Genomic DNA, 26136 nt, shown 5'->3' on the forward strand with positions numbered 1-26136 from the left:
GGGATGGCTCAGGCGTATTGCTCTGGGAGGGGCGAGGGCGGGCACGGACAGACTCTCGGACACGCTCGCAGGGGTGTCGGCGGGCGCGGAGAGGGGCCGGGCGAGGGGCGTGGGAGACCGGGGCGGGATGGCTCAGGCGTATTGCTCTGGGAGGGGCGAGGGCGGGCACGGACAGACTCTCGGACACGCTCGCAGGGGTGTCGGCGGGCGCGGAGAGGGCCGGGCGAGGGGCTGGGAGACCGGGGCGGGATGGCCTAGGCGTATAGCCCCGGGAGGGGCGCGGGACGGTGCTGCGGGCCCCGGAGGAAGGGGTGAAGGGGCACCGGGCGGGGCCGAAGAAGGAGCGGGGCGTGGAAGGTCAGGAAATGGCTGGGGCAGAGTCCCAGGAAGACACTGACGAAGGCCCGGGTAGGGCTGGGGGAACGTACGGAGGTGGGCCAAGGGTGGCCGGGCCCGGTCCGCTCGTGGTCACCAGCGGAAGGTGCGCATGCGCATGGCGTGGCGGAGTCGTGCGGCCTTGGCGCGGCGCGGCTGGACCCGGTCGCGCAGCTCCCGCGCCTCCGTCAGCTCCCGCAGGAACTGCGCCCGCCGTCGCCGACGCGCGGTGTCGTTCTCCCGACCGGCGCCTTGCGCACCGTCGGCCGTACGCGCGGCCTCATCGGCTCCTTGCGCCGCGCCGGCCGTACGCGCCACCTCACCGGCTCCCCGCACAGCCGCCCTACCGGACGACCGCGCCGTCCCGCCGGACCCCTGCGCGGTTCGACCAGCTGTCTGCGCCGCCCCACTGCCCACCTGCGTCGTCCCGCCACTCGTGCGAGTCGCTTCGCCACTCGTGCGCGTCGCGCTGTCACTCGTGCGCGCCACTCCATCGGCTGTCCGCGCCGCCCTACCGGGCGCCTGCGCCGCCGCGCCGCTCGTGCGTGCCGTCCTGCTGGTCGGCCCGTCGGTCGTTCGTGCTGTTGTCCTGTTGGTCATGTGCCCCCGCTCGCTCCCCTGTTTCTGCTGGTCGGTGGCAGGTTTCTGATCGGGCCCCCTGTCTGGGCCCCGTGGGCGTGGGGAAGCGTTGTTCACGTCTGCCATGGGCTCACCACCGTCAGGCGTCGGCTCGTTCGGTCGCCGCTCCGTTCATCCCACTTTCCCTCCGACGGGGCATTTGATGCCATCGGGAGGGTGGGGCGGAAGAGCGGGCGGTGAGGGGGCGCTCGGGGCTGTGGCCCCGGTTACTGTTGTGGACATGCGTCTCCACGTCGTCGACCACCCCCTGGTCGCTCACAAGCTCACCACGCTGCGCGACCAGCGCACCGACTCCCCGACCTTCCGCCGTCTCGCCGACGAGCTGGTCACCCTGCTCGCCTACGAGGCCACGCGGGACGTGCGCACCGAGCTGGTCGACATCACGACGCCGGTGGCCACGACCACCGGCGTCAAGCTCTCCCACCCGCGCCCGCTCGTCGTGCCGATCCTCCGGGCCGGCCTGGGCATGCTCGACGGCATGGTCCGGCTGCTGCCGACCGCCGAGGTGGGCTTCCTGGGCATGATCCGCAACGAGAAGACGCTCGAGGCCTCCACGTACGCCACCCGCATGCCCGAGGACCTCTCCGGGCGCCAGGTGTACGTGCTCGACCCCATGCTCGCCACCGGCGGCACCCTCGTCGCCGCGATCCGTGAGCTGATCGCCCGCGGCGCCGACGACGTGACCGCCGTGGTGCTCCTCGCCGCTCCCGAGGGCGTCGAGGTCATGGAGCGCGAGCTGGCGGGCGCCCCGGTGACGGTCGTGACCGCGGCCGTCGACGAGCGCCTCAACGAGCACGGCTACATCGTGCCGGGCCTGGGAGACGCGGGCGACCGGCTGTACGGCGCCGCCGAGTAGCGCCGTACGAGAGGGGCTCCCTACGGGGCTCGGTCAGCAGCTCCGGTCAGCAGGTTTCCGCAGCAGCGGTGGGCGTCGGCTCGGGACTGGTCAGGTCGGCCAGGGCCTTGTCGGCGTCCTTCTGCTTGCTGAGGGACTTGAAGCCGGTGCCGATGACGAGGTCGACCTCGGTGGCCTTCTTGCGGCCGTCTGTCTTCAGCTGCGCGCCGGTGAGCTGGGTGTTGAGGACGGGCAGCGCCGCGTCCTCGGCGGCCTTCGCGCCGAGCAGTATCGCGGCGCCCTTGACCTTCTTGTCGTACTCCTCGGTCGCGTTGCCCACGTTCCCGATGCGGAAGCCGCGCTTCTTCAGCTCGTCGGCGGTCTCCTTGGCGAGACCCGCGCGGGGCGTGGCGTTGAGAACGTTGACGGTGATCTTGCCGGGTGCGGGGAAGCCCTTCGCGGACACCCCGGTCTTGCCGGACTTCCCGGCCGATCCGCTCGCCTTCGGAGACGGGCTCACCCGGCTCGCGCAGTCCGCCTTGGGGCCGGCCGCTGCGGCCTGGTCCTCGTCACCGGTGAAGACGTCGATGAGCTGCAGGGTTCCCCAGCCGACGAGGCCCAGCGCGGTCATGGACGCGACGACCGCGAGGACGAGCCTGCGACGCCTCTTGGGCCGGCGCAGCCTCGGGTACTTGTCCCCCGTGATCCGGTACTGGCCGCCCATGCCGGGAGGAGTCAGCATGCTCATGGGCGCAGCGTAGTGCCGTTGGACGGCGATGCCTACTAGATGATCATTCACCGCGCTGCAGTCCAACCCGAAAGGGCCAACCGGCGGGCCGTCCGAGTGCGGGTGAGAACCGCCCGCGGGCCGTCCGAGCGCGAGTCGGACCCACCCGTGGCGGACGCCTGCCGCGGTTGGCTGTGGCGGTTGGCTGTGGCGACTGCCCTGCGGGGGCCGCCTGTGAGGCGGCTAGTCCAGTTCGAGGACGCGGGCGTGGAGCACCTGGCGTTGCTGGAGGGCCGCGCGGACCGCGCGGTGGAGGCCGTCCTCCAGGTACAGATCGCCCTGCCACTTCACCACGTGCGCGAAGAGGTCGCCGTAGAACGTGGAGTCCTCGGCGAGGAGGGTCTCCAGGTCCAGTTGCCCCTTGGTCGTCACGAGCTGATCGAGGCGGACCGGGCGCGGCGCGACGTCCGCCCACTGCCGGGTGCTTTCCCGGCCGTGGTCGGGGTACGGCCGGCCGTTTCCGATGCGCTTGAAGATCACACGGAAAGCCTACCGGTCGAGACGTTCCGGGCGCAGCCATGGCGACGGAGTGCGACCCTGGAAAAGGCGCCGCAAAGTGGGGTGAAACGGTAATTCTGTGGGGGTTCGGTGGCGGTCATGGGTGTTCGGCGGGGTCCTTTCGGGGGCGCGGAGAGTTCGCCGGGAGGCGTCGTCGGCGATTCCTCAGTGCCCCGCCCCGGGTTCTCCGGGGCTTTTTCGGGGCTTCTCCCGGACTTCTCCGGAGGGGCCCCGCGATGTTGCCGGGAGGCCTTCCGTGGTCGCAGGTGGTGGGGAGTGGGGTCTTCGGGTCTTCGGGCTTCCAGTCCCTTGCTCGTTCGCTGGCTCGTTCGCTGGGTAGTCAGATCGGTCGGGAGATCAGGCGGGAGATCAGGCGGGAGATCAGTCGGGCGGTGTTCGGGACGGCGCGCAGGAGGCGGTAGCGCGTCGGGGGCGGGGCGGCGGCTGCGGGCGGTTACTTGCCGGAGGCCTTCGCTGCCTTGGCCGCTGCCTTCATCTCCTGTTTGTGGGCGCGGACCTTGGCCAGGGAGTCGGGGCCCTTGATGTCGGCGACGGAGCGGAAGGAGTCGGGGTCGCCGTAGGAGCCGGCGGCTTCGCGCCAGCCGGTGGGGTGGACGCCGAGTTGTTTGCCGAGGAGGGCCAGGAAGATCTGGGCCTTCTGGCGGCCGAAGCCGGGGAGGGCTTCGAGGCGGGTCAGGAGCTCCTTGCCGGTCGTCGCGTCCTGCCAGACCGCGCTCGCGTCGCCGTCGTAGTGGTCGACGAGGTACTGGCACAGTTGCTGGATCCGCTTCGCCATGGAGCCGGGGTAACGGTGGACCGCCGGTTTGGTGGACAGCAGCGCGGCGAAGGCCTCCGGGTCCGTCGCCGCGATCTCGTGGGCGTCCAGGTCGTCCGCGCCGAGCCGTTGGGCGATGGTCCAGGGGCCCTTGAACGCCCACTCCATCGGCACTTGCTGGTCCAGCAGCATGCCGACCAGGGCGGCGAGCGGACTGCGCCCGAGGAACTCGTCCGCCTCGGGGTCCTGGGCGAGGTGAAGGGTGACGTTCATGCCCCGATGATCGCTCGCCGGGCGGCGCGGCGCAGCCCGGCCCCGGCCGTGCCCTGCCGTGCCTTGGAGCCGGGCCGCTTCGTAGTCGTGCCTGGGGCTGCCTGGGTGCCGGTGCCGGTGCCGGTGCCGGGGTCGGGGTCGGGGTCGGTCGCGGTGGGCGTGCGCGGTTACGGGCGCCAGTAGCCCAGCGCGTGCATCCGCTGCTTCGGCAGGCCCAGCTCCTTGCGGAAGTACGCCGTCAGGGATCGGGTCGTCGCGGTGTCGCAGGCGATCCAGACGTAGGGGTTGGGGGTGTTCTCGAGGAGGGCGGGGGCGTCGGTCCTCACCTGGGTGAGGAGGCGTGCGCCGGCGTCCCGGCGGGGGACGGGGCGGAAGTCGTGGCGGGTGGGGTCGAGGCGGAGGGGGAGTCCGCCTGCCCCGGGGGCTTGGGCCAGGTCTTGGTGGTGGGCCTCGGCTCGGCGTCGAGTCCGGGCATCGGCTTGGTGCTCGGCTTCCGCCGGTGACTCGGCCCTGCCCTCCGCGCCGGCCTTGGGCGTGGTCCCGATGTCGGTTCCCGCCTCGACCTCCTCCGCGGATGCCTGGACCTCCTCCCCGGATGCCTGGACCTCCTCCCCGGATGCTGTCGGGTCGGTTCCCGCCACATCCGTCTCCGTCTCCACATCCGTCTCCGTCTCCATGTCCGTCGACGTCTCGAACCAGATCGTCGCCGGGGCTGACGGGAGTGCGTCGAGGAGCGAGTTGATGGCTGGGAGGGAGGCCGGGTCACCGATGGCGAGAATGTGGGAGGGGGCCGGGTCGGGGTCGGTGAAGGCGGTGCCGTGGACCGTGGCCTCGATGGTGTCGCCGGGCTTCGCGGCGCGGGCCCAGTCGCTGGCGTGGCCGTCGTGGAGGGCGAACTCAAGGCTGAAGGTCCCGGCGGCCGGGTCGGGGTCGACGAGGGTGTACGCCCGCTGGTGCGGTTTGCCGGCGGCGTCGAACCAGAGGCGTACCCACATCGTCGGGTGGACGCCGGTCGCCGCGAGCATGCCGCCGTCGGTGAGGTGGATCCGACGGTAGTGCTCGGTGACTTGTTCCGCACCGGTCACCGTGAGGACGAAGTCCTTCCCGCGGAGCAGTTTGAGGACCGCTCCCTCCCAACCGTGCCCCTGCCCCATGGCTTCTGCACCCTTCACGTACGCTTTGATCATAGATTGCTTAGGTGAGGCTAACCTAAATCATGGGCGGGATGTAGAGATGCGGGACAGTGGCGGTGCGCAGGGGCATGCTCAGGGGAACGGTTTGAGCCATACGGCATACGGGACATATCGCGACGCCTGGGGAATCCCGCACCTTCGCGCCGCCGACGCCCGCGCGCTCGCCCGCGCCCAGGGCCGGGTCACCGCCCTCGACCGTGCCTGGCAGCTGGAGGTCGAGCGCCACCGCGTCCAGGGCACCTCGGCCGCCTTCCTCGGCGTCGACGCCCTCGGCTGGGACCGGTTCGCGAGACGGGCCCGCCTCGAGGACACGGCCCGAAGATGCTTCGCCCGGCTGGAGAGAAGGGACCCGGAGACCGCCGACTGGGTCCGGGCGTACGTCGAGGGCGTGAACGACGGGCTGGTCGAGGGCGGTCGGCGCGCGCCCGAGTTCGAGCGCGCCGGGCTCGTGCCCGGGCGTTGGGAGGCCTGGCATCCGCTCGGCGTCTGGCTCGCCACGCACATCCTGTTCGCCGGGTTCCCCGCCAAGCTCTGGCGCGAGGAGGCCGTACGGCATCTCGGCGCCGACGTGGTCGGGCTCTTCGCCACCGACGGGCCCGCCACCTCCGGCAGCAACGGGTGGCTCGTCGACGGGTCCCGTACGACCACCGGGCAGGCCGTCATCGCCGGTGATCCGCACCGGTTCATCGAGGAGCCCGGCGTCTACCAGCAGATCCACCTCTCCTGCCCCGAGTTCGACGTCGTCGGCCTCGCCGTCCCCGGCATGCCGGGCATCGCCCACTTCGGTCACACCGGCGACGTGGCCTGGGCCATCACCAACGCCATGGCCGACTACCAGGACCTGTACCGGGAGCGGCTGCGACACGGCAACGGGGGCGTCGTCGAGGCGCTCGATCCGGACGGGGTGTGGCGGGCCGTGCACCGGCATGTGGAGATCATCGAGGTCGCGGGCGGGGAGCCCGTCGAGGTGGAGGTGATCGAGACCGCTCGGGGGCCGGTCGTCATCGGAGGCTTGGATCCTCGTGCCCACGCACACGCCCACACCCACGCCGATTCCGGCTCCGGCGACCACGCCCAGGCCGACTCCGGCTCCCTCTCCGACCTCGCCCCGGTCGGTCCCATCAGTCTCCGCTACCCGCCCCGCGTCACCGGGGACCTCGGGCTCAGCGCGCTCCTGCCCCTCCTTCGGGCCAGGGAAGTCGCCGATGTGGACCGGGCGTTCGATCAGTGGGCCGAGCCGGTGAACGTCGTGCAGGCCGCGGACACGCGGGGCGGGGTGCTGCATCGGGTGGCGGGGCGGGTTCCGGTGCGGAGCCGGGACAACCGGACGCGGGTCGTCGCGGCCTGGGAGCCGGGGCACGAGTGGGAGGGGTGGCACGAGACGCCGTACGGCACGTTCGAGGACGGCGTCGCGGTGATGGCCAACCAGCGTGGTCCGGCGACCCCGTTGGGCGTGGAGTTCGCCCCGCCCCACCGCGCCGAACGCATCCGCGCGATGCTGAACGAGAAGCAGGTGTGGTCCGCCCCGGACATGCCCACCATCCACATGGACACCCATCTGGCCTCCGCCGGCCCCCTGTTGGATCATTTGGCCGGCCTCGACGATGCCACCCGCACCACCGAGGGCGGCCCCGAGAGACCCGCGGCGCTCACCTCGGCCGCGGCCGCGCTGCGCGACCGGCTCCTGCGCTGGGATCGGCGGATGGCGGCCGACAGTGTCGAGGCGGCGGTGTACGCGGCGCTGCGCGGGGCGGTCGTACGGCGGCTCGCGGCGCAGCCCGCCTTCGCGGGGCTGGCGGTGCCGCCGACGTACCCCGAGGTCTTCCGGCCCTGGCTCTCGCTCACCGTTCGGATCGGCTTCGCCCTCGAACATCTCCTCGGAGCGGAGGAGTTGTACGGGATCGACCGGGCGGCGCTCGTGCGGGAGGCGCTGGAGGAGGTCGCCGGTGTCGCCTCCGGGCGCTGGGGCGAGAGCCACCGGCTCGTGCCGTGGCGCGCGCTCCCCGGCGACGACCCGAACGCCTCCGACGAGCCGGGGCTCGCCGGCGATCACGACTGTGTGCTGTGCACCTCCGCCGTCCCCGGCATCACCGACCTCAGCGCTCGCGGGCCCGCCGCCCGCTACGTCTGGGACCTGGCCCGACGCGAGGACAGCCTCTGGGTGGTGCCGTTCGGGGCGTCCGGCGTGGGCGGCTCGGCCCACCACCGCGATCAACTCCCCCTGTGGCTCGGGGGAGATCTCGTACCGGTCGTCACCGACTGGAACCGCCTCACCAAGGACGACGAGAACAAGAACAACCGGAACAGCAGCGAGGAGAAGCGCCATGACCGTTGAGCCGCATGAGCCGCATAAGCCGCATGAGCCGCATGAGCCGCATGAGCCGCATGAGCCGCATGAATCATATGGGTCATATGAGCCGCATGAGTCATATGAGCTCCATGAGTCGTATGAGGTGCATGAGTCGTGCGGCGGCCGTGTCGCCGTTTATGAGCACGTGGTCGACGGGTTCGGGACCGTGCGGATCCTGCCGTTGGACGCGAAGGCCGATGCCGAGGTGGTCCATGGCTGGGTGAGCGAGCCGAGGGCCGAGTTCTGGGGCATGCACGGGCTCACGAAGGAGCAGGTGCGGGAGGTGTACGAGGGGCTGGAGGCCTTCGACACGCATCACGCCTACCTAGCGGTGCACGACGGCGAGCCCGTCGGGCTGCTGCAGACGTACGAGCCGGAGGCCGACCGGGTCGGCGAGTGCTACGAGGTCGAGCCCGGGGACATCGGCGTCCATGTGCTGCTGGCGCCCGCCGGGGACGGCGGAGGGCGGCCCGGGTGGTCGTCCTCGGTGCTGGCGGCCTTCACGTCGTACGTCCTGGTCGGGCTGGACCGGCGGCGGGTCGTCGTCGATCCTGACGAGCGGAACGAGAGGGCGATCGCGCGGTTCGCGCGGCAGGGGTTCGAGGGCGGGCCCGTCGTCGTACTGCCGGAGATCGATCTGCCGGACGTGTATCTGCCCGAGAAGCGGGCCCGGTTGGCGTTCCTGAGGAGGGAGGCCGTGTTCGGTCAGTAGCTCGGGTGACGGGCGTAGCCTCGGGCGATGACTCCTGAAGACCTCATGGCGCACTACGGGTTGGAGCCCATCCCGCGCGAAGGCGGTCGCTTCCGCCAGACGTGGGCGGGGCCCGAGCGGGGTGACGGGCGGCCGGAGGGGACCGCGATCGTCGCCCTGCTCACCACCGAGCCGGGCGACTACTCCGCGCTGCACCGGCTGCCCGGCGACGAGATCTGGCACCACTACCTCGGCGATCCGCTCCACATGCTCCTCCTCGCTCCGGACGGGTCCTCGCGGGTCGTCGTCCTCGGGCCGGAGGTGCTCGACGGGCAGCACGTGCAGTACGTCGTGCCCGCGGGGACCTGGATGGGGGCGCGCGTCCCGGGCGGTGGTGGCAGGGGCTGGACGTTGTTCGGGTGCACGATGGCGCCGGGGTTCACCTTCGAGGGGTACGAGCACGGCGACGCCGCGGAGCTGGCGCGGTTGTATCCCGACCGGGCCGCCCTCATCGGCGAGCTGGGACGGGCGTAGGCCCGGAGGCATGGTGGGCCGGTGCGGATGGTCGGTGCGGATCGCGTTGAACGCGGCGTTCGTGGCGTGCGTACCTGTTCGAGGAGTCCGAGAGCCGGCGACCGTGGATCCGGAGCACTACGTGGACCGAGGCAGGTACAGCGACCCAGTCGAGGACAGGGCCAGGGACAACAGGGCCAGGGACGAGACCCGGGACAGGGTCGCGCCCGGCGACAGAGACAGAGGCGCGAGACGACATGGCGGAACCGGCGGGGCCACCTGCGAAACCGGCGGGGCTTGCGGCGGAACCGGCGGGGCCTCCGGTGGGCACGGAGGCCGGATCGGCGGCGCCCGGGCCCGAGGGGTTCAGCGCCTGGTGCTGCTGGGCACCGTGCTGGTCCTGTTCCTCCTCGGCGGGGCGGGTACCGCGTCCGCGCACGCCGCTCTCAAAGGGAGCGACCCCGTCGACGGAAGCGTCCTCGACGCCGCTCCCCGGGACGTCACCCTCCGCTTCACCGAGTCGGTAAGCCTCCTGGAGGACTCCATCCGTGTCGTCGACCCGGAGAACCGGGCCGTCGACACGGGCAAGCCGGGGCGCGCGGGCGACCGGTCCGACACGGCTCGCGTCACCCTCCCCGCCGGCCTCGACGACGGCACGTACACGATCGCCTGGCGGGTGGTCTCGGCCGACAGCCACCCCATCTCGGGTGCCCTGATCTTCTCGATCGGCGAGCCCTCCGCGACCTCCGCGGTCCTCCCCGCCGACCTCGCCGAGGACCCGCTCACCTCCTCCCTCTACGACATCACCCGCTACTTCGCGTACGGCGCCCTCGCCCTGCTCATCGGGGTGACCTTCTTCCTGGCGGTCGTGCTCGGAGGCCCGAGCGAGGTGCTGCGCAAGCTGCTCCTGTCGGGCTGGCTGGCACTGCTGCTCGCCTCGGCGGTTCTGCTGCTGCTCCGCGGACCGTACGAGCGGGGCAGCGGCATCGGGGCCGCCCTCGACCTCTCCGTCCTGCGCGACACGGTGGCGAGCCGGCCGGGACTCGCCCTGCTGGCACGGCTGGCGCTGCTCGCGGGGGCCGCCTTCCTTCTCGTACGAGTACGACGGCAGGGGAAGCGGGAGGCGCAGGAAGAGCGGGAGGAGTGGGGGAAGGGCGCGCTGGTCTGCGGGGCGCTGCTCTCCGTCGACCTCGCCGCAACCTGGGCGGCGGCCGAGCACGCCTCCGCCGGTATCCAGGTGCCGGTCGCGATGACCTCCTCCGTGCTGCATCTGCTCGCCATGGCCGTCTGGCTGGGCGGGCTGACCGCGCTGCTCACCGTGTTGTACCGGGCGCCGCAGACCCTGTCGGCCGCCGTGGTCAACCGTTTCTCCCGGCTCGCCTTCGTCTCGGTGATCGTCCTCGTCGTCACCGGTGTCTACCAGTCCTGGCGCGGCCTCGGCTCCTGGTCCGCCTTCACCTCCACGGCGTACGGGGAGGTCCTCGTCGCCAAGCTGGTCGCGGTGCTGCTCCTGCTGGTGGCGGCGGCGTTCTCACGGCGTTGGACGGGCCGGTTGGGGGCGGCTTCGGCGGAGGCCGGTGCGGGTGCTGGTTCCGGCGTGGTGGCTGAGGCCACCGGGTCGGCCGAGGCCGCCGCGTCGACGACGGTCACCGAGCCGGTGAAGGTCACCGAGCCGGTGAAGGCCGACGAGCGGACCGAGGTCAGCGAGCGGGCGGCCGTGGCTGTGGCGGCGCGGGTGCCCGAGCGGGTGGGGGCCGTGGCGCGGGTCGCGGATGTGGAGGACGAGAGGGACTCGGCGGGGTCGGGGGCCGGGGCCGTACCGACCGATGCCGCCGAAGACGCCGACGCTTCGGACGACGGCGCGCGGGCTCCCGGCCGTGCCGCCGACCGGCTCTCCGGTGACGCGGGCGACGATGACGGCGTACGTCCCGGTGACAAGGGGAGTGCGCGGGGCGGCGAGCGGGATGGTGCCCAGGAAGATGGCGACCAGGGCGACGGCGAGGACTCGTCGGCCGATCCGCGGCGCCAGGGTCTTCGGCGTTCCGTGCTGGCGGAGTTCACCGTCGCGGTCGTCGTGCTGGTGATCACCACCGTGCTGACGGGGACCCTGCCGGGCCGGGCGGCGGCGGAGATCGCGAAGGAGAGCGCGGGCGGGGCGGCCGGTGAGATCACGGCGTCCTCGACGACGGTTCCCTTCGACGTCGGCACCCCGAACGGTCACGGCAAGGTCCAGATCGACCTCGGTCCGGGGCGCGTGGGCAAGAACTCCGTGCAGGCCGTGGTCTTCGGCCCCGACGACGGCATCGCGACCGTCCCCGAACTGCGTCTCACCTTCACCCTGAAGGCCCAGAAGATCGGCCCGATCGACGCGAAGCTCACCGACCGCGGCGGCTACTGGGTCACCGACAACCTCCAACTCCCCCTGCCCGGCAAGTGGACGATGAAGCTCACGGTCCGTACGACGGAGATCGACCAGGTCACGGTGGAGAAGTCGGTACGGGTGAGCTAGCCGGGTCGAAGCGTTGGGCCGGACCGCCGGACTGCCGGACTGCCGGACTGCCGTATCGCCGTACCGCCGGGCGACCGGACCGGGGCCGGTGGGTCGGCACGCGTCGGCTCGGCCGGTGGGGCTCACCGCGCGGCGAGTAACCGGCGCATCGTCTCCGCCGCTCGTACGGCGGCGTCGGCGCAGCAGTTGTTGAAGAGGACATGCAGCTCGTCGACCTGTTCGGCGGCCGTCCGCAACCGGGGTGCCCACGCGGCGAGTTCGGGCTCGGAGTAGGCGTACCGGAAACGGTCCTCCTTGCTGCCGGTGCCCCAGGCGGGGCTGCGGCCGTGGAACCGGACGACGGCCAGCTCGGGGGAGGTGACGGGGGCGAGGGGCGGCAGGGAGGAGTCCAGGCCCTGGGCCATGTCGACTCCTACGGCGACGAGGCCGAGCCGGGACAGTAACGCCACCGTCCGGTCGGCCTGTTCGCCCCGCCACCACGCGGGGTGCCGGAACTCGACCGAGACGGGCCAGCCGGCCGTACGCCCCGCGCACTCCTCCAGCGTCCTCTCCGCCTGCTGCCCCTGCTGCCCCTGCTGTCCCCACGTTCCCGGTGCGAACCACGGCGGGAACTGGAAGAGGACCGCGCCCAGTCGGCCCGCCGTCCGCAACGGCTCGATGGCATGGGCGAACCGTTCCCACACCCGGTCCAGGACGGCAGGGTTCCTGCGGCGCAGGTCTTCCCCGAGGGACACCCGCAGGTCCTCGGGGAGGGCCGTCGGGCGGGTCGGGTGGCCGGTGAGGAGGGAGAACGCCTTGACGTCGAAGCGGAATTCGGGGGGTGTCCGCTCGGCCCAGAGGAGGCTGTTGCGGCGGCTGGGAAGGGCGTAGTAGCTGGAGTCCACCTCGACGACCGGGAACTGCCCGGCGTAGTAACGGAGTCGGGGCTCGGCGTCGCGGTGGCCGCGTGGGTACCAGCCGCTGGCCAGCAGCGCGCGGTCCGTCCAGGAGCAGGTTCCGACGAGTACGTCACCCATGCGGTGCCGGTTACCCGGGATCGGCGTCCTGACCACCCGTTCGCCGGGGCCACTCGCTCCGGTCGGGCAGGTCCGCTACACGCTCCGGTCGTGCAGCGGCGTGCCGCAGAGCGACTTCGACGGGGTGCCGTCCACGCCGACGGGCGGATCCCCGGCGACCATGACGCGGTGCATGATGCGCGGGAAGTCCAGGTGGGCGGTGTCACTGGGGGCGAGGTGGACGGTGGCGCGGTTGTCCCAGAGGGCCACGGAACCCGGCTCCCAGCGGAAGCGGACCGTGTACTCGGGGCGGGTGATCTGCTCGACGAACATCTCCAGCAGGAGCCGGCTCTCGGCCCGGGTGACGTCGACGATGTTCTCGACGTAGTACGGGTTGACGTACAGGATCCGTTCGCCGGTCTCGGGGTGGACGCGGACGACCGGGTGGACGGACGCGACCTGGTGGTCCTGGAGGTGGCGGAGGTAGGGGTCGGGGCCGGAGCGCGCGAGGTAGCCGACGCCGAGGCGGTGCTCGGCGCGCAGCCCGTCGGCGAACCGGCGCACCGGCTCGGACAGGCCCGCGTAGGCGGTGGCGAGGTTGGCCCAGGTGGTGTCGCCGCCGTACGGGGGTACGCGTTGGGCGCGGAGCAGGGTCAGGGCGGGCGGGTCGATGCGCGCGGTGTGGTCGGCGTGCCAGCCGCGGAGGGTGGAGTGGCGGCGCCGCTCCAGCCATTCGGCCTGGTCCATGCCGTGCTTGCGGCCCAGCTCCTGACGGTCGGCGGTCGTCTCGATCTCGGGGTGCTCGGCGGGTGAGACCGAGCCCCGCGAACGCAGCCGGATCGGCTCGCCGAAGCGGCGCGCGAACGCGATCTGTCCCGCGTGGTCCAGCGTCTGCGCCCGGAAGAACACGACCTTCCAGCGGAGCAGCGCCGCGCGGATGCCGGCGACGGTCTCGTCGTCGAGCGGTCCTGCGAGGTCGACGCCGTGGATGTCGGCGCCGATGTACCCGGAGGCCGGGCGTACGTCGAGGCCGCCCGCTGGTCCCTGCGGTCCTTCCGGTCCTTCCGGTCTCTGCGGTCCTTCCGGTCCCTGCGGTCCCTCCGAGGACGTGTTCGTGTCGATGCTCATGGCTCGCTCGCCCTTCGACGCCGGTCTATGCCGTGCTGGTCCTGGTCGGCTTCCGTGGCCCGGTCTTCCCATGGTGCCGCCGGTGCATGCGGCCCGGCCGGGAAAGTGTCCTGATCGACCGCCGCCCGCCACCGCCCCCGCGCGGCCACCCGAAGCACCGGGTGCGCGTCCTCACCCAGGAGACCCAGATCGGTGCCCCCGCCGCCGCCCTCGCCCGGTGTCGTACCGCCCCCTGACCCACCCCGGGCTGCGAAACTGCCAAGGCACTGTACGCGGCAGGAAGTGACGTCATGACCGACAAGCTCACCGTAAGTGTCCTGGGTACCGGCATCATGGGTGCCGCGATGGCCCGCAGCCTCGTCCGCGCCGGTCACGCCGTACAAGCGTGGAACCGCACCCGGGAGAAGGCCGAGCCGCTCGCCGCCGACGGTGCGCAGATCGCCGAGAGCCCGGCCGAGGCCGTGCGCGGTGCCGATGTGGTGCTCACGATGTTGTACGACGGGGCCGCGGTCCTGGACGTGATGCGCGAGGCGGCGCCCGCGCTGCGCCCCGGCACGGTCTGGGTCCAGTCCACCACCGCCGGTGTCGAGGCCGTCGCCGAACTGGCCGCGCTGGCCCGTGAGCACGGGCTGGTCTTCTTCGACGCCCCGGTCCTCGGCACACGGCAGCCCGCGGAGGCGGGGCAGTTGACGGTGCTGGCGGCGGGGCCGGCCGAGGGGCGGGGGACGGTGACCCCCGTCTTCGACGCCGTCGGCGCCCGTACCGTCTGGACCGGCGAGGACGGCGCTGCGGGCACCGCGACCCGGCTCAAGCTGGTGGCCAACAGCTGGGTGCTCGCCGCGACCAACGCGGCCGGGGAGGTCCTGGCCCTGTCCAAGGCCCTCGGCGTCGACCCACAGTCCTTCTTCGAGATCATCGAGGAGGGCCCGCTCGACATGGGCTATCTGCGCGCCAAGTCCGCGCTCATCCTCGAAGGCCGGCTCTCCCCGGCCTCCTTCGCCGTCTCCACCGCCGCCAAGGACGCCCGTCTGATCGTCGAGGCCGGGCAGCGGCACGGCGTACGCCTCGACGTGGCCGCCGCCGGCGCCGAACGACTCACCCGCGCCGCCGCCCAGGGCCACGCCGACGAGGACATGGCCGCCGCGTACTTCGCCAGCTTCGACGAGGGCGAGGGCGAGGGCCCGCATAGGTGATCCCGACACCGGTGATCCCGTCAGTCCCGACCGGCGCGACTGACACCGCCTGCCCGATGCCGCCCTGGCCGGAGTGATCGCGCGGGTGGTGGTGGATCTGCGGCCTCTCCGGCTGCGTTCAGCCGTCGGTGTCGGAGAGCGCGGTCGAGATCGCCTCCGCCGCCGTGGTCAGCGAGGTGACGACCTCCTTGAGGCGGTCGGGCGAGTGACGGACGCTCGGCATGGAGACGGAGACGGCGGCGATGGTGCGGCCGTCCGCGTCGGTGACACCTCGGCCGACGGCGACGAGGCCGCGTTCGGAGCGTTCGAGGTTGAGGGCCACGCCGCTCTGCCGGACAGCGCGGAGTTCCGCGCGGAGTCTGGTCAGGTCGGGGCGTTCCTCGGCGGGGTCGGCCGGGGCCGGGGCGTAGAGGGCGGTGAGCTCGTCGTCGGTGAGGGCCGCCAGGGCGATGAGGCCGCCGGTGACCTGGTGGGCGGGGAAGACCATGCCCTCGCGGTTACCGACCCGCAGCGCCCGTGAGCACTCGACGGAGGCGATGAACCGTACGGTCCGACCGGTGCGGATGGTGAGGTTCGCGGTCTCGTCGAGGGTGTCGACGAGGGTGCGCAGCGGGCCGAGGGCGGCGGCCCGGAGGGATGCGACGTCCGACTGTGCCCGGTCCGCGACCTCCAGAACGGGGCCTGCCCGGTAGGTGCGGTCGTCCTCGTTCTGGACCGCGAAGTCCCGGTACACGAGCGTCGACAGCAGACGGTGGGCGGTCGACCGGGCCACCCCGAGCCGCTCGGCCGCCTCGGACACCGTGATCGGGCCCTCCACCTGCAGAATCACAGCGAGCTGGAGCGCGTGGTCGACGCTGGTGACGCCGTACGTGGGCGGGTTCTTCATGGGCTTGGCCACGACGGCTTCCTCCGATCGGTGAACAGGACGGGCAGTACGGGCGGGCCGAGCGATACGGGCAGGGCGGGCAGTACGGGCAGTACGGGCAGTACTGGCAGGGCGGGCAGTACGGGCAGGGCGGGCGGCATGAGCGGGGCGCCTCCCGCCCTCGGCTCCCTCACGCACGGTTCCGCTGTGCAGAATCTACTGTTCCCCCTTGGGCGGGGCGGCGCACCGTTCCCGTATGACAGACGCAGACGTAGGCGGAGACGGAGACGGAGACGCCGGCATAGAGCCGCACGCCGGTTCGCCCGTCTCCCTCACCGCCGAGGACCGGCCGGACCAGCCGCCCGTCAGCCCGGAGCTGGAGGACCTGTACCGGGGCTTCGAGAAGGCTCTGCTGGTGCCGCTGTGGACGCGGATCGGCGACCTGATGCCGCCGCACCCCCGGTCGAAGGCCCAGCCGCACCGCTGGGAGTGGCGGACGCTGCTCGAGCTGGCGGGCCGGTCCGGCGACCTCGTGCCGGTCGGGCGGGGCGGGGAGCGGCGCGCGATCGCGCTGGCCAACCCGAGCCTGGCCGGCCGGCCGTACGCCACCCCGACGCTGTGGGCCGCCATCCAGTACCTGATGCCCGGCGAGAACGCGCCCGAGCACCGCCACACCCAGAACGCCTTCCGGTTCGTCGTCGAGGGCGAGGGCGTGTGGACGGTCGTGGAGCGCGACCCGGTGCCCATGCGGCGCGGCGACTTCCTGCCGCAGGCCGGCCTCAACTGGCACGCCCACCACAACGCGGCCGACGAGCCGATGGCCTGGATCGACGGCCTCGACATCCCCTTCCAGTACGACGTCGAGGCGCAGTTCTTCGACTTCGGGCGGGAGGAGTTGTCGGAGGAGGAGCACGGGACGCCCGGCCGTTCCCGCTCGGAGCGGCTGTGGGGCCATCCAGGTCTGGCCCCCGTCTCCCAGCTCAGGCCCGAGTCCGGGAGCGGGGCCGGTCCCGGCCCCGGAAGCGGCGGCACCCCCCTGCTGCGCTACCCCTGGGCCGCCACCGACGCCGCCCTCACCGACCAGCTGGAGCTGGAACGCGCGGGTCACCCCGGCACCGTCGAGCCCGGCCACGCGCTGGTCCGCTACACCGACCCGACCACCGGCCAGGACGTCCTGCCGACCATCCGCGCGCAGTTCCACCGGGTCAGGAGCGGTACGGAGACGGCCCCGCGCCGGGAGACGGGGTCATCGGTCTACCAGGTGTTCGACGGCTCGGGCCGGGTGACCGTGGGCGATTTCTCCTGGTCGGTCCAGCGCGGCGACCTCTTCGTCGTCCCCTCCTGGGCCCCCCTCTCGATCCGCTCCGAGGCGTCCCCGTCCGACTCCGACTCCGGCGCCCTCGACCTGTTCCAGTTCGGCGACGCGCCGATCCTCACGAAGCTCAACCTTTTCCGCAGCCATGTGGGGCTGTCCGGGAACCACACAGAGGAGACGTACGAGTGAAGCTCGCGACCATCCGTCGCGGTGACCGCGACGGCCGTACCACCGCCACCGCCACCGCCACCGCCACCGTCGCCGCCACCACCACCGCCGTCCGCGTCGAAGGCGACTTCCTCGTCGACCTCGGCCTGCCCGACGTGGGCGCCGTCCTCGCCGCGCCCGGCGGACTCGCCGCCGCCGAGAGCGCCGACGGCGCCCGGTACCCTGCCGCGACCGCCGAGTTCGCGCCCCTCGTCCCGCGCCCCGGCAAGGTGGTGTGCGTCGGTCTGAACTACCAGAAGCACATCAAGGAGATGGGCCGCGATCTGCCCGAACACCCCACCCTGTTCAGCAAGTTCGCGGACACGCTCATCGGCGCCCGCGACGACATCCGGCGCCCCGCCGAGACCGGGCAGTTCGACTGGGAGGCCGAACTCGCGGTCGTCATCGGCCGAACGGTCCGGCGCGCGGACGAGGCGGAGGCGGAAGCGGCCATCGCCGGCTTCACCGTGCTGAACGACATCACCTGCCGCGACTGGCAGTTCCGCACCCGCGAATGGCTCCAGGGCAAGAACTGGGACCTCACGACCCCCGTAGGCCCCTACCTCGTCACCACCGACGAGGCCGGCGGCCCCCGCCCCGCGCTCGACATCAGCTGCACGGTCAACGGCCGCCTGATGCAGCGGGACAACACCGGTGACCTGCTCTTCGACCCCGTCGACCTCGTCCGCTACATCTCCACGATGATCCGCCTCAACCCCGGCGACATCATCGCCACCGGCACCCCCGGCGGTGTCGGCCACGCCCGCAAGCCACCGGTGTTCCTCAACCCCGGCGACACCGTGATCACCGAGATCGAGGGCCTGGGCCGCCTGGAGAACCACGTGATCCCGGACGGCCCGCGATGAACGCCACGACCAGGGCGACGAGGGATCTCCGGGCCGCCCTGACCTGGGTGGCGGAGGGCACCGTCCTCTGCCGCAAGGTCCTCGCCGGCCTCGACGAGACGTCGTACGACGCCCCCTCGACGCTCCCCGGCTGGACCCGCAAGCACGTGGTGGCCCACCTGGCCGGCAACGCCGAGGCCCTCAACAACCTCGTGCACTGGGCGCGCACGGGCGAGCCCACCCCCATGTACGCCTCGCCCGACGAACGCACCGCGGCCATCGCATCGGGCGCCCGGCTCCCCGCCGACCGGCTCACCGCCTGGTTCGAGGAGTCCGCCCAGACCCTCACCGACGGGATGGCCGCGCTCACCGCCGAACAGTGGCGGGCCGAGGTGGTCACCGCCCAGGGCCGTACCGTGTCGGCGAGCGAGATCCCGTGGCTGCGCGCCCGCGAGGTCCTCGTCCACGCCGTCGACCTCGACAGCGGCGTACGGTTCGCCGACCTGCCTGCGGAGTTCCGCGCCGAGCTCCGCGTCGACATCCTCGCCAAGCGCGCCCGGACCGCCGACCCCACCGGCACTGTCGTCCCCACCGTCCCCACCGTCCCCACCGTCCCCACCGTCCCTGCCGTCCCTGTCGTCCACGGCCCCCCGGCCGAGGTCACCGCGTACCTCGCCGGCCGCCCGTACGAGGGCGTCACGACGACGGACGGCGCCCCTGCCGAACCCCTGCCACCATGGCTGTGACCCGCTCTCTGCCGCCCATGGTTGTGCCCCGATCGCTGCCGCCGAGGAGAAGGACATGAGTACGTGGCCGGAAGGGCGCCCCGACGTCCTGGTCGTCGGCGGCGGCATCGGCGGCCTCTCCGCGGCCCTCGCCCTCGCCCGCAAGGGCCTGCGGGTACGGCTCTACGAACGGTCCGCCGAGTTCGGCGAGGTCGGTGCCGGCCTCCAGCTCGCCCCCAACTGCACCCGTGTCCTCGACACGTACGGCCTCCTCGACGAGGCCGTCTCACTGGGCGTGCTCCCCGAGCACATGATCATGAAGGACGCGGTCGACGCCGGCGAACTGACCCGCCTCGACCTGGCAGACCTCGAACGCCGTTACGGCCACCCCTACTTGGTGATCCACCGCAGCGACCTCCACGGCCTCCTCCTCCGCGCCTGCCGCCACCTGGGCGTCGATCTGGTGACGGACGCGCACTGCGTCTCGTACGAGAACGTCGATGGCGGCGCCCGGGCCGTGTTCGCCGACGGCCGTACCGACGAGGCGGACGCGGTCGTCGCCGCCGACGGGCTGCACTCGGTCGCGCGACGGCTCCTCGTCCACGACGAACCCGTCAACTCCGCGTACGTCGCCTACCGCGCGGCGATCCCCTTCGAGGAGGTGCGCGGCAACGGCGTACACGAGAAGGACGTCGTGGTCCACATCGGACCGCGCTGTCACTTCGTGCGGTACCCGCTGCGCGGCGGCCGGATGCTGAACCAGGTCGCCGTCTTCGAGTCGCCCAAGGCCCTGGCCGGCGAGGCGGACTGGGGCACACCCGACGAGCTCGACCGGGCCTTCGACGGCATGTGCGCGCAGATCCGGCAGGGTCTGCCCCTGATGTGGCGCGACCGCCGCTGGCGGATGTTCGACCGCGACCCGATCGCCACCTGGGTCACCGGCCGTATCGCCCTCCTCGGCGACGCGGCCCACCCTCCGTTGCAGTACATGGCCCAGGGCGCCGTCATGGCCGTCGAGGACGGCTGGGTCCTGGGCGAACACGTCGACGCGCGCACCGGCCCGTCCGGCGTCGTCGACTGGGAGGGCGCCCTGGCCGCCTACCAGGCCGTACGCCCCGAACACTGCCGCCGCGTCGTCACCACGGCCCGCGCCTGGGGCGAACTCTGGCACCACGACGGCCTGAAACGCCTCCAGCGCAACGCCCTGCTCCGCTCCCGCGACCCCTACGACTACACCTTCACCGACTGGATCTACGGCCCCACGGCCCTGACCCCCACCGAGGAACCGCCCCTCTATCCGAAGATCCCCCTGAACTCGGTACGGATCTGATCCCGGCCGGGGAGCCGCTGCCCGAGACCCGCCCGCACACGCCGACCATCCCGCGCGCACAAGTCGGCCGTCGCACACACAAGTCGGCCGGCACACACAAGTCGGCGGGTCGCGCGCACGTGCGGGACCGCCCGCCCGCGCTCCCTCAAGCCCGGTCGGCCGCACTCCGCTCGTCCAGCGCCTCGTCCGCTCCCGCCGAAGCCGACGGCGGCATGCCACCTTCTCCCGGGCCGGGCATCGCGGGCCGTCGCAGGCGGCCGGTGATCCACAGGGCCACCGGCTCGGTCCACCGCGCGGTCAGCGGGCCGGCGATCACCAGGATCAGTACGTACGCCGTGGCCAGCGGGCCGAGGGACGGTTCGATGCCGGCGGTGACGGCGAGGCCGGCGATGACGATGGAGAACTCGCCTCGGGCGACCAGCGTGCCGCCCGCCCGCCAGCGCCCCTTCGCGGAGATGTCGGCCCGCCGCGCTGCCCAGTACCCGGTGGCGATCTTCGTCAGGGCGGTGAAGACGGCCAGGACGAGCGCGGGCAGGAGCACCGGCGGAATGCTGGCGGGGTCGGTGTGCAGGCCGAAGAAGACGAAGAACACAGCGGCGAACAGGTCCCGCAACGGCGCCAGCAGACTGTGCGCGCCCTCGGCGACCTCACCCGACAACGCTATGCCCACCAGGAACGCGCCCACGGCCGCCGACACCTGCAACTGCTGCGCGAGCCCGGCGACGACGAGCGTCACCCCCAGCACGACGAGCAGCAGTTTCTCGGGGTCGTCGCTGGAGACGAACCGGGATATGTGCCGCCCGTACCGCACCGCCACCAGCAGGACGACCCCGGCCGTACCGAGCGCGATGGCCAGGGTCGCACTGCCCGCCGCGAGACCGACGCCGGCCAGCAGGGCGGTGACGATCGGCAGATAGACGGCCATGGAGAGGTCCTCGAGGACCAGGATGCTGAGCACGACGGGCGTCTCGCGGTTGCCGAGCCGTCCGAGGTCGCCGAGGACCTTGGCGATGACGCCGGAGGACGAGATCCAGGTGACGCCCGCGAGCACGACGGCGGCGACGGGCCCCCAGCCGAGCAGCAACGCCATGGCGGCACCCGGCACCGCGTTGAGCGCGGCGTCCACGAGCCCGGCGGGGTACTGGGTCTTGAGATTGGAGACGAGATCAGTCGCCGTGTATTCCAGCCCCAGCATGAGCAGCAGCAAAATCACGCCGATCTCGGCGCCGATCGCCACGAACTCCTCGCTAGTCCCCAGCGGCAGCAGCCCACCCTCCCCGAAGGCCAGCCCGGCCAGCAGATACAGCGGTATCGGCGACAACCGGAACCGCCCGGCGAACCGCCCCAGCAGGCCCAGCCCGAGGATGATCGCGCCGAACTCGACCAGGAAGACGGCGGAGGAGTGAGTGGTGGACGACTGAGCGAGGAGGTGCGCGGCGGACTGCCCGGTGGCCTGCGGGGAGAGGGCCTGCGACGCGGAGAAGTACATGCTTCGCTCACTCCCGCCCGAGTATCGCCGCGGCCGTCTCCACGCCCTCCCGGGTGCCGATCACGATGAGCGTGTCACCGCCGGCCAGCCGGAAGTCCGGCGTCGGCGACGGAATCGCCTCGGCCCGCCGCAGTACGGCCACGATGGACGCGCCCGTCTCGGTCCGCATCCGGGTGTCGCCCAGTACGCGCCCGTTCCAGTGCGACGTCGAAGCCAGCTCGATCCGCTCCGCGACCAGCCCCAACTCCGTGGTGGACAACAGGTTCGGGCTGTGGTGGTCCGGTGTCAGTGCGTCGACGAGGGCGGTCGCCTCTCCCGACGTCAGCCGCACCGACAGCGCACACGCGTCCGGATCGTCCTGCCGGTACGCGCTCAACGTCCGCGCACCGTCCCGATGAGCGACCACCGAGATCCGTCGCTGCTCCTTGGTCGTGAGGTCGTAGCGGACCCCGATCCCCGGCAACGGCGTACTACTGAGTCGCGGAGCACCCACGGCTGGCCCCCTGTCTGATTCGGATATGTCATCGGACAACCGTCGGTGCCACCCTAACGAGACCCCGAAAACCGGCAGCCGGCCGCGAGGTTGGCACCCCGATGGAACAATCCCCCTTCAACGCCCGGGCCGGCCCCGCCACGACCCGGCCCCGGCACCGGGGGATGACCGAAAGGAACCACCGCCATGATCCCAACGGGTGTCCCCACAACCCGTGCGGCGGGCGCCCTGCCGCCCCATGGAGCGGGGATACCTGTTCCCCCCGGAGCAGAAGGCCCCGTGACCGCGGCAGGCCCGGCGACCGCGGCAGGCCCGGCGACCGCGGCAGGCCCCGCGACCGCGGCAGGCCCCGCGGCCCTTCGAGGCCTTGCGACCTCCGGAACGCGCGCACCCAAGGCCCCCGGAGCGTGCCCGTGATCCAGTGGGTGTCCCTGGGGACCGGCCCCCGCCCCGTCCCCCAGCCCGTGGCCACCCCCTTGGTGTGGGCCACGGCCTTCGGGGGCGCGATGGCGTTGGTGGCCGTCCTCAACACGCTGGTCGGCACGGACCGCCCCGGCCTGGCCCTGGTCGCGCTGTCCCTGCTCTCCGCGCTCCTGGGCGTGTACGCCCGCTTCACCGCGGCCCCGGGGACGGCCGCCCTGTGCTGGCTCTTCCTCAACGGCTTCGCCATCCCACCCGTCGGCGTCCTGACCTGGGCCAACCCCCGCGACACCTTCTGGCTCGTCTGCCTCCTCACCGCGGCCCTCACCGGCACCGCCCTCGCCCGACTTCTCCAGGCCCGCGCCGCCTACCGCCGCCTCACCACCGCCCACCCCCCACCCACCCCCGAGCCGCCGGACTGGCCCCTGGCGCACTGACCGCGACCACGACCGCCGGCCCGGCCCACCTCGTCACGGCCTCCCAGTCAGCCGACGCCGACGCCGACGCAGACGCCCCAGAAGGCGTCCTCAGCCTCCTGGTCGACGGAGGATTGGACGATCATCTCCAACCCCAGCCGGCCCGAGACGCCTGCCCGCTCCCGGATGGGACTGTCGCGGAGAGCGATCTCGCCGCGGCATCCCCGACGCCGTGGCTCCAGTCACCGCCGGCGGGCAGATTGCGGGTGGCGTTGTTGTACCAGCCGTCCGCGTCGTCGATCCATGCTGCCAGCGCCGCCAAGAAACTCGCGAGGTCGGCGTTCTCCCATGAGTGGCCCTCCTTGGTGGGCGCTGCGGTGGAGGGCACGGACGAAGGCAACCAGGTCTTCTCTGCTGTCGACGTGATCAGGAGAAGTGGTCACGAGCGGCACCCTACTTGGCACGTCCGCTCGCCACACCGCTGCGACCGTCCTCCTGATCCTCGGCGTCCCTGACGTCGTGATCGACTCGCTCATGGGTTGGGAGCCCGGGGGAGCGGCCAGGATGCGCGCCCGGTACATGCACGTGACGGGGACCATGCTCCGCAAGGTCGCTCAGCAAGTCGGAGACGCACTCTGGGAGCCGCATCGGGCGGACCAAAGGTCTATGCGAGAGGTCAGAGCGTGTGGGTCTCCTCTTCCCGCTCCGAGAGGAAGTCATCGAGCAGCGCGAAGAGGGTCGTGATGACACGTTCTTCCTGCTCTGGTGAGAGCTGCCAGTGATCCCAGCCTTCATCAGGGAGGGCGATGTGACGGACCAGCCCCATCCAAGCGTGGTTGCATTCGCGGCCACGCCTGGCCACCAGCCACTCACGCCAGCCGTCGAGCCCGGGGCCGCCGTGCCGCCGGGCGTGGGCGTGGTAGCCGATCAAGAAGCTTTCCACGCGGGCGAGTGTGGCCTGACCCACGAACATCTCGGGGCCCTCTGACACGAAGGCCCAGTACTCGCGCTCACTCATGTCTATGAGACTCACCCGCTCATCCTTCCGCCTCGAAGCCGGTTGTCCCCGATCCCGAGCAAGCGGCGGGCGGCCAACTGAGACGGAAACTGAGACGGACAACGACGAAGGGCCCCACCGCGAACGGTGGGGCCCTTCGACATCGTGCCCGGTGAGGCACTGGCGGAGGATACGAGATTCGAACTCGTGAGGGGTTGCCCCCAACACGCTTTCCAAGCGTGCGCCCTAGGCCTCTAGGCGAATCCTCCGCCGGGAACATTACATGACGGTGGAGGGTGGTTGCGAACTCGTTCGAGGTCGGGTGATCAAGGGGGAGGGAGGAGTGGGGAGGCGGGTCGGCGGCCGCCGGAGATCGGGTAGGCTGGGGTCAGCCCCTCACGCGGCGCTATCTGACTGAACTCCCCCAGGGCCGGAAGGCAGCAAGGGTAGGTTGGCTCTGGCGGGTGCGTGAGGGGTCTTCTGCGTCCGGGCCCGCCCCGAGCGCCGACGGTTTCCGCCCGAGCCGACGGCGGAGGGGCCATCCACACAGTCTGGTGCCTGTTCAATCCTGGTCTCCTTCGGTCCCGGTCTCCTTGGGCGTCTCCTTCGGCGGCGGTCCGTGTTGTCAGTGGGCGCCTATAACCTCGTATGCGTGTCGTCTCTCGCGCTGTACCGCCGCTATCGCCCGGAGTCGTTCGCCGAGGTCATCGGGCAGGAGCATGTCACCGACCCGCTGCAGCAGGCGCTGCGGAACAACCGGGTCAATCACGCGTACCTGTTCAGCGGGCCGCGTGGGTGCGGGAAGACGACCAGCGCGCGGATCCTCGCCCGGTGCCTGAACTGCGAGCAGGGGCCCACGCCGACGCCGTGCGGAGAGTGCCAGTCCTGCCAGGACCTGGCGCGGAACGGACCGGGGTCGATCGACGTCATCGAGATCGACGCGGCCTCGCACGGTGGCGTGGACGACGCCCGTGAGCTGCGCGAGAAGGCCTTCTTCGGGCCCGCGAGCAGCAAATACAAGATCTACATCATCGACGAGGCCCACATGGTCACCTCGGCCGGTTTCAACGCGCTGCTGAAGGTCGTCGAGGAGCCGCCGGAGCACCTCAAGTTCATCTTCGCGACCACCGAGCCCGAGAAGGTCATCGGCACGATCCGGTCGCGTACGCACCACTATCCGTTCCGGCTCGTGCCCCCCGGCACGCTCCGGGCGTACCTCGGCGAGGTCTGCGGCAAGGAGAAGATCCCGGTCGAGGAGGGCGTCCTCCCGCTGGTCGTGCGCTCCGGGGCCGGCTCCGTGCGTGACTCGATGTCCGTCATGGACCAGCTGCTGGCGGGCGCGACGGAGGAGGGCGTGACGTATGCCATGGCCACGTCGCTGCTCGGGTATACGGACGGGTCGTTGCTCGACTCGGTCGTCGAGGCCTTCGCCGCGGGGGACGGGGCCGCGGCCTTCGAGGTCGTCGACCACGTCATCGAGCGCGGCAACGATCCGCGGCGGTTCGTCACGGACCTGCTGGAGCGGCTGCGGGACCTGGTGATCCTGGCCGCCGTGCCCGACGCCATCGACAAGGGCCTCATCGACGCCCCCGTCGAGGTCCTGGAGCGGATGCGGGCCCAGGCCGGCGTCTTCGGCGCCGCCGAGCTCAGCCGCGCCGCCGACCTCGTCAACGAAGGCCTCACCGAGATGCGCGGCGCCAACTCGCCCCGCCTCCAGCTCGAACTGATCTGCGCCCGCGTGCTCCTCCCCGCGACCTACGGCGACGAACGATCCGTCATGGCCCGCCTGGACCGCCTGGAGCGCGGGGTGAACTTCTCCGGCGGTGGCGCCGGACCGGCCATGGGGTACGTGCCCGGCCCCGACGCGCATGGGGGAGCGGCCCCGCCGATGGGCGTGGCTCCGCAGGCTCCACAGGTCCCGCAAGGTCCGCACGTTGCGCAGGTTCCGCAAGCCGCGCAGGTTTCGCCGGGCGGGGGGCCGGCGGCGGCGCGGGCTGCGGTTCGGGGGCCTGGGGGCGGAGGAACAGGTACCCACAGCGCGCCCGGCCCCGGTCCCGGCCCCGATGCGGGTCCGGGTCCGGGTTCGGATGCGTACGGCGCCGGGGGCGCCGTCGGCGGACAGCCGGGCCCGGGTGGGGGCGCCCCCGCCGGGGTGGCTCCGGCCGGCCCCCCGGGGGCCCCCCCCGGCGCCCCCGCCGCCGCGGCCCGGGGGGCCGGCCCGCCCCCCCCCGCGCCCCCCCCCGCCCGCCCCCGGGGGGGGGGGCCCCCGCCCCCCCCCCC

The 26136-nt window shown here is 72.2% G+C and carries 26 protein-coding genes, 1 tRNA gene, 1 other RNA gene and 1 pseudogene; 15 read left to right on the plus strand and 14 right to left on the minus strand.

Features of this window, described 5'->3' with window-relative positions:
* Window positions 1-468 precede the first annotated feature (468 nt).
* Complete coding sequence (locus tag ACFU53_RS27060) at window positions 469-693, minus strand: hypothetical protein (RefSeq protein ID WP_383997545.1); 225 nt, start codon at window positions 691-693, stop codon at window positions 469-471.
* Between the two features lie 541 nt (window positions 694-1234).
* Between ACFU53_RS27060 and upp the strand changes: the two genes are divergently transcribed.
* On the plus strand, window positions 1235-1870 hold the full coding sequence (gene upp, locus ACFU53_RS27065) for a uracil phosphoribosyltransferase (RefSeq protein ID WP_383997548.1): 636 nt from the start codon (window positions 1235-1237) through the stop codon (window positions 1868-1870).
* 46 nt (window positions 1871-1916) lie between these two features.
* On the opposite strand, the gene ACFU53_RS27070 is transcribed toward upp, so the two are convergent.
* From ACFU53_RS27070 to ACFU53_RS27085, 4 genes are all read right to left on the minus strand, one after another.
* On the minus strand, window positions 1917-2573 hold the full coding sequence (locus tag ACFU53_RS27070; RefSeq protein WP_383997612.1) for a LytR C-terminal domain-containing protein: 657 nt from the start codon (window positions 2571-2573) through the stop codon (window positions 1917-1919).
* Between the two features lie 246 nt (window positions 2574-2819).
* On the minus strand, window positions 2820-3116 hold the full coding sequence (locus ACFU53_RS27075; protein ID WP_003999914.1) for a type II toxin-antitoxin system VapB family antitoxin: 297 nt from the start codon (window positions 3114-3116) through the stop codon (window positions 2820-2822).
* A gap of 472 nt (window positions 3117-3588) precedes the next feature.
* Window positions 3589-4182, minus strand: coding sequence for an HhH-GPD-type base excision DNA repair protein (locus ACFU53_RS27080; protein ID WP_383997550.1), 594 nt, complete (start codon window positions 4180-4182; stop codon window positions 3589-3591).
* A gap of 167 nt (window positions 4183-4349) precedes the next feature.
* Entirely contained in the window at window positions 4350-5336 is a 987-nt protein-coding gene (locus tag ACFU53_RS27085) for a siderophore-interacting protein (RefSeq protein WP_383997614.1), read from the minus strand.
* 79 nt (window positions 5337-5415) lie between these two features.
* On the opposite strand from ACFU53_RS27085, the gene ACFU53_RS27090 reads away from it, so the two are divergent.
* From ACFU53_RS27090 to ACFU53_RS27105, 4 genes are all read left to right on the plus strand, one after another.
* Window positions 5416-7710, plus strand: coding sequence for a penicillin acylase family protein (locus ACFU53_RS27090; protein WP_383997553.1), 2295 nt, complete (start codon window positions 5416-5418; stop codon window positions 7708-7710).
* Between the two features lie 118 nt (window positions 7711-7828).
* Window positions 7829-8437, plus strand: coding sequence for a GNAT family N-acetyltransferase (locus ACFU53_RS27095; RefSeq protein WP_383997556.1), 609 nt, complete (start codon window positions 7829-7831; stop codon window positions 8435-8437).
* A 27-nt stretch (window positions 8438-8464) separates the two neighbouring features.
* A complete protein-coding gene (locus ACFU53_RS27100; RefSeq protein ID WP_383997559.1) occupies window positions 8465-8950 on the plus strand; it encodes a cupin domain-containing protein in 486 nt (161 codons plus the stop codon).
* Between the two features lie 355 nt (window positions 8951-9305).
* The gene (locus tag ACFU53_RS27105; protein ID WP_383997562.1) at window positions 9306-11438 is read left to right on the plus strand and encodes a copper resistance protein CopC; all 2133 of its coding nucleotides are present in this window, start codon (window positions 9306-9308) and stop codon (window positions 11436-11438) included.
* A 122-nt stretch (window positions 11439-11560) separates the two neighbouring features.
* Here ACFU53_RS27105 and ACFU53_RS27110 read toward each other — a convergent pair whose 3' ends face one another.
* The gene (locus ACFU53_RS27110; RefSeq protein ID WP_383997565.1) at window positions 11561-12454 is read right to left on the minus strand and encodes a DUF72 domain-containing protein; all 894 of its coding nucleotides are present in this window, start codon (window positions 12452-12454) and stop codon (window positions 11561-11563) included.
* Window positions 12455-12529: 75 nt separating this feature from the next.
* Complete coding sequence (locus ACFU53_RS27115) at window positions 12530-13561, minus strand: TauD/TfdA family dioxygenase (protein ID WP_383997568.1); 1032 nt, start codon at window positions 13559-13561, stop codon at window positions 12530-12532.
* Between the two features lie 86 nt (window positions 13562-13647).
* On the opposite strand from ACFU53_RS27115, the gene ACFU53_RS27120 reads away from it, so the two are divergent.
* Together ACFU53_RS27120 and ACFU53_RS27125 are read left to right on the plus strand one after the other, a co-directional pair.
* Window positions 13648-13797, plus strand: a complete 150-nt coding sequence (locus ACFU53_RS27120; protein WP_383997571.1) for a hypothetical protein — start codon at window positions 13648-13650, stop codon at window positions 13795-13797.
* A gap of 54 nt (window positions 13798-13851) precedes the next feature.
* The gene (locus tag ACFU53_RS27125) at window positions 13852-14754 is read left to right on the plus strand and encodes an NAD(P)-dependent oxidoreductase (RefSeq protein ID WP_383997574.1); all 903 of its coding nucleotides are present in this window, start codon (window positions 13852-13854) and stop codon (window positions 14752-14754) included.
* A gap of 118 nt (window positions 14755-14872) precedes the next feature.
* On the opposite strand, the gene ACFU53_RS27130 is transcribed toward ACFU53_RS27125, so the two are convergent.
* Both ACFU53_RS27130 and ACFU53_RS27135 read right to left on the minus strand, forming a co-directional pair.
* Window positions 14873-15652 (minus strand): IclR family transcriptional regulator, encoded by a 780-nt coding sequence (locus ACFU53_RS27130; RefSeq protein ID WP_383997577.1) that lies wholly within the window; start codon window positions 15650-15652, stop codon window positions 14873-14875.
* Window positions 15637-15813: a hypothetical protein gene (locus tag ACFU53_RS27135; protein WP_383997579.1), complete on the minus strand. Its 177-nt coding sequence runs from the start codon at window positions 15811-15813 to the stop codon at window positions 15637-15639. Before ACFU53_RS27135 ends, ACFU53_RS27130 begins: the two co-directional genes overlap by 16 nt.
* A gap of 62 nt (window positions 15814-15875) precedes the next feature.
* Here ACFU53_RS27135 and ACFU53_RS27140 point away from each other — a divergent pair, with 62 nt between their 5' ends.
* Genes ACFU53_RS27140 through ACFU53_RS27155 form a run of 4 tightly spaced genes read left to right on the plus strand, consistent with a single transcriptional unit; the run spans window position 15876 to window position 20041 of the window.
* Window positions 15876-17123, plus strand: coding sequence for a cupin domain-containing protein (locus ACFU53_RS27140; protein WP_383997582.1), 1248 nt, complete (start codon window positions 15876-15878; stop codon window positions 17121-17123).
* Complete coding sequence (locus tag ACFU53_RS27145) at window positions 17120-18007, plus strand: fumarylacetoacetate hydrolase family protein (RefSeq protein WP_383997584.1); 888 nt, start codon at window positions 17120-17122, stop codon at window positions 18005-18007. The genes ACFU53_RS27140 and ACFU53_RS27145 overlap by 4 nt, the downstream gene beginning before the upstream one ends.
* Window positions 18004-18732, plus strand: a complete 729-nt coding sequence (locus tag ACFU53_RS27150) for a maleylpyruvate isomerase family mycothiol-dependent enzyme (RefSeq protein ID WP_383997587.1) — start codon at window positions 18004-18006, stop codon at window positions 18730-18732. The genes ACFU53_RS27145 and ACFU53_RS27150 overlap by 4 nt, the downstream gene beginning before the upstream one ends.
* Window positions 18733-18787: 55 nt before the next feature.
* Complete coding sequence (locus ACFU53_RS27155; RefSeq protein ID WP_383997589.1) at window positions 18788-20041, plus strand: FAD-dependent oxidoreductase; 1254 nt, start codon at window positions 18788-18790, stop codon at window positions 20039-20041.
* Between the two features lie 145 nt (window positions 20042-20186).
* On the opposite strand, the gene ACFU53_RS27160 is transcribed toward ACFU53_RS27155, so the two are convergent.
* Window positions 20187-21530: a cation:proton antiporter gene (locus ACFU53_RS27160; RefSeq protein ID WP_383997592.1), complete on the minus strand. Its 1344-nt coding sequence runs from the start codon at window positions 21528-21530 to the stop codon at window positions 20187-20189.
* 7 nt (window positions 21531-21537) lie between these two features.
* Window positions 21538-22023, minus strand: coding sequence for a cation:proton antiporter regulatory subunit (locus ACFU53_RS27165; protein WP_383997595.1), 486 nt, complete (start codon window positions 22021-22023; stop codon window positions 21538-21540).
* A gap of 413 nt (window positions 22024-22436) precedes the next feature.
* Between ACFU53_RS27165 and ACFU53_RS27170 the strand changes: the two genes are divergently transcribed.
* Entirely contained in the window at window positions 22437-22880 is a 444-nt protein-coding gene (locus ACFU53_RS27170; protein ID WP_383997598.1) for a hypothetical protein, read from the plus strand.
* Between the two features lie 121 nt (window positions 22881-23001).
* Here ACFU53_RS27170 and ACFU53_RS27175 read toward each other — a convergent pair whose 3' ends face one another.
* The gene (locus ACFU53_RS27175; protein WP_383997601.1) at window positions 23002-23247 is read right to left on the minus strand and encodes a hypothetical protein; all 246 of its coding nucleotides are present in this window, start codon (window positions 23245-23247) and stop codon (window positions 23002-23004) included.
* An 80-nt stretch (window positions 23248-23327) separates the two neighbouring features.
* Between ACFU53_RS27175 and ACFU53_RS27180 the strand changes: the two are divergent.
* Window positions 23328-23603: pseudogene (locus ACFU53_RS27180) on the plus strand (hypothetical protein); the annotation flags it as partial.
* On the opposite strand, the gene ACFU53_RS27185 reads toward ACFU53_RS27180, so the two are convergent.
* Window positions 23536-23877, minus strand: coding sequence for a hypothetical protein (locus ACFU53_RS27185; protein ID WP_383997604.1), 342 nt, complete (start codon window positions 23875-23877; stop codon window positions 23536-23538). The pseudogene ACFU53_RS27180 and the gene ACFU53_RS27185 overlap by 68 nt on opposite strands.
* 160 nt (window positions 23878-24037) lie before the next feature.
* Window positions 24038-24125 (minus strand) — tRNA-Ser (locus ACFU53_RS27190).
* A gap of 118 nt (window positions 24126-24243) precedes the next feature.
* Between ACFU53_RS27190 and ffs the strand changes: the two genes are divergently transcribed.
* Window positions 24244-24340: signal recognition particle sRNA small type (gene ffs / locus ACFU53_RS27195), an RNA gene on the plus strand.
* 168 nt (window positions 24341-24508) lie between these two features.
* Window positions 24509-26136: DNA polymerase III subunit gamma and tau (locus tag ACFU53_RS27200; protein WP_383997607.1), on the plus strand; the 1628-nt coding region annotated here is incomplete at its 3' end.

It is taken from the genome of Streptomyces sp. NPDC057474, assembly GCF_042802555.1.
Classification (GTDB): domain Bacteria; phylum Actinomycetota; class Actinomycetes; order Streptomycetales; family Streptomycetaceae; genus Streptomyces.

Bases quoted from the DNA above. Each gene is read 5' to 3' on its own strand.
- upp (WP_383997548.1), top strand. From the start codon at position 1,235: ATGCGTCTCCACGTCGTCGACCACCCCCTGGTCGCTCACAAGCTCACC.
- ACFU53_RS27070 (WP_383997612.1), bottom strand. From the start codon at position 2,573: ATGGGCGGCCAGTACCGGATCACGGGGGACAAGTACCCGAGGCTGCGC.
- ACFU53_RS27080 (WP_383997550.1), bottom strand. From the start codon at position 4,182: ATGAACGTCACCCTTCACCTCGCCCAGGACCCCGAGGCGGACGAGTTC.
- ACFU53_RS27085 (WP_383997614.1), bottom strand. From the start codon at position 5,336: ATGGGGCAGGGGCACGGTTGGGAGGGAGCGGTCCTCAAACTGCTCCGC.
- ACFU53_RS27090 (WP_383997553.1), top strand. From the start codon at position 5,416: ATGCGGGACAGTGGCGGTGCGCAGGGGCATGCTCAGGGGAACGGTTTG.
- ACFU53_RS27100 (WP_383997559.1), top strand. From the start codon at position 8,465: ATGACTCCTGAAGACCTCATGGCGCACTACGGGTTGGAGCCCATCCCG.
- ACFU53_RS27110 (WP_383997565.1), bottom strand. From the start codon at position 12,454: ATGGGTGACGTACTCGTCGGAACCTGCTCCTGGACGGACCGCGCGCTG.
- ACFU53_RS27115 (WP_383997568.1), bottom strand. From the start codon at position 13,561: ATGAGCATCGACACGAACACGTCCTCGGAGGGACCGCAGGGACCGGAA.
- ACFU53_RS27120 (WP_383997571.1), top strand. From the start codon at position 13,648: ATGCGGCCCGGCCGGGAAAGTGTCCTGATCGACCGCCGCCCGCCACCG.
- ACFU53_RS27125 (WP_383997574.1), top strand. From the start codon at position 13,852: ATGACCGACAAGCTCACCGTAAGTGTCCTGGGTACCGGCATCATGGGT.
- ACFU53_RS27140 (WP_383997582.1), top strand. From the start codon at position 15,876: ATGACAGACGCAGACGTAGGCGGAGACGGAGACGGAGACGCCGGCATA.
- ACFU53_RS27150 (WP_383997587.1), top strand. From the start codon at position 18,004: ATGAACGCCACGACCAGGGCGACGAGGGATCTCCGGGCCGCCCTGACC.
- ACFU53_RS27155 (WP_383997589.1), top strand. From the start codon at position 18,788: ATGAGTACGTGGCCGGAAGGGCGCCCCGACGTCCTGGTCGTCGGCGGC.
- ACFU53_RS27160 (WP_383997592.1), bottom strand. From the start codon at position 21,530: ATGTACTTCTCCGCGTCGCAGGCCCTCTCCCCGCAGGCCACCGGGCAG.
- ACFU53_RS27185 (WP_383997604.1), bottom strand. From the start codon at position 23,877: ATGAGTGAGCGCGAGTACTGGGCCTTCGTGTCAGAGGGCCCCGAGATG.